Genomic DNA, 1,799 nt, shown 5'->3' with positions numbered 1-1,799 from the left:
CGTAGACCTGCATGCTATAGCCGTCAATCCCAAGATTCATACAATGTTGCGCGTGCCATTCTGTTGCAGCACGCAATAACCATGCCAGCTCTTTGGTCAAGTGCTCCTCTAGATAGTGCTCTAGCTGAGCGACGCTTGTCATCGCTGGCGTTCGTTGAACCATCCTAAAAGGATAGCGTTGAACCATCCTAAAAGGATAGCGGTTTCATGGCGCTGCCTAACTAATTTGGAAGCTGCGCAGCGCCGTTGGGCCCCGGCCAGCATCTGCTGCGCGCCCTCGCGCACAATCTCATCGATCACCGACGACACCGGGCCCGCCAACACGACCGGCACGGCAGAATGAACCGCCCCGGCATGTCCGGAGACTCCAGTTCTTGGAAAGGATGGGGTCATGTCAGGTGGTTCATCGAGGAGGTACCCGCCGGAGCTGCGTGAGCGGGCGGTGCGGATGGTCGCAGAGATCCGCGGTCAGCACGATTCGGAGTGGGCAGCGATCAGTGAGGTCGCCCGTCTACTTGGTGTTGGCTGCGCGGAGACGGTGCGTAAGTGGGTGCGCCAGGCGCAGGTCGATGCCGGCGCACGGCCCGGGACCACGACCGAAGAATCCGCTGAGCTGAAGCGCTTGCGGCGGGACAACGCCGAATTGCGAAGGGCGAACGCGATTTTAAAGACCGCGTCGGCTTTCTTCGCGGCCGAGCTCGACCGGCCAGCACGCTAATTACCCGGTTCATCGCCGATCATCAGGGCCACCGCGAGGGCCCCGATGGTTTGCGGTGGGGTGTCGAGTCGATCTGCACACAGCTGACCGAGCTGGGTGTGCCGATCGCCCCATCGACCTACTACGACCACATCAACCGGGAGCCCAGCCGCCGCGAGCTGCGCGATGGCGAACTCAAGGAGCACATCAGCCGCGTCCACGCCGCCAACTACGGTGTTTACGGTGCCCGCAAAGTGTGGCTAACCCTGAACCGTGAGGGCATCGAGGTGGCCAGATGCACCGTCGAACGGCTGATGACCAAACTCGGCCTGTCCGGGACCACCCGCGGCAAAGCCCGCAGGACCACGATCGCTGATCCGGCCACAGCCCGTCCCGCCGATCTCGTCCAGCGCCGCTTCGGACCACCAGCACCTAACCGGCTGTGGGTAGCAGACCTCACCTATGTGTCGACCTGGGCAGGGTTCGCCTACGTGGCCTTTGTCACCGACGCCTACGCTCGCAGGATCCTGGGCTGGCGGGTCGCTTCCACGATGGCCACCTCCATGGTCCTCGACGCGATCGAGCAAGCCATCTGGACCCGCCAACAAGAAGGCGTACTCGACCTGAAAGACGTTATCCACCATACGGATAGGGGATCTCAGTACACATCGATCCGGTTCAGCGAGCGGCTCGCCGAGGCAGGCATCCAACCGTCGGTCGGAGCGGTCGGAAGCTCCTATGACAATGCACTAGCCGAGACGATCAACGGCCTATACAAGACCGAGCTGATCAAACCCGGCAAGCCCTGGCGGTCCATCGAGGATGTCGAGTTGGCCACCGCGCGCTGGGTCGACTGGTTCAACCATCGCCGCCTCTACCAGTACTGCGGCGACGTCCCGCCGGTCGAACTCGAGGCTGCCTACTACGCTCAACGCCAGAGACCAGCCGCCGGCTGAGGTCTCAGATCAGAGAGTCTCCGGACTCACCGGGGCGGTTCACCGCGGCCGACGGCTCCGCGTCGGTTGTTCAGCTCCCGAAAAGGGGTGACGTGAAGTCTGCCGAGGAGATCATGGAGATTTTGGAAGCCTACGATTTGACCGGT

General features: G+C 62.4%; 1 protein-coding gene. It reads left to right on the top strand.

Annotated elements, in window-relative coordinates; genetic code table 11:
- Positions 1-391 precede the first annotated feature (391 nt).
- Positions 392-1,653 (top strand): IS3-like element IS6110/IS987 family transposase gene (locus GE300_RS21970; RefSeq protein WP_087902221.1). Its coding sequence is split into 2 segments (ribosomal slippage): positions 392-680 and positions 680-1,653, totalling 1,263 coding nucleotides; the frame shifts between segments, so codons are not numbered across the junction.
- The last annotated feature ends 146 nt before the right edge of the window (positions 1,654-1,799 follow it).

This window comes from Halovulum marinum (assembly GCF_009697225.1).
In the GTDB taxonomy this organism is placed as follows: Bacteria; Pseudomonadota; Alphaproteobacteria; order Rhodobacterales; family Rhodobacteraceae; genus Halovulum; species Halovulum marinum.
The sequence above is the reverse complement of the archived record's forward strand: the minus strand, read 5'-3'. Positions and strand labels throughout refer to the sequence as shown.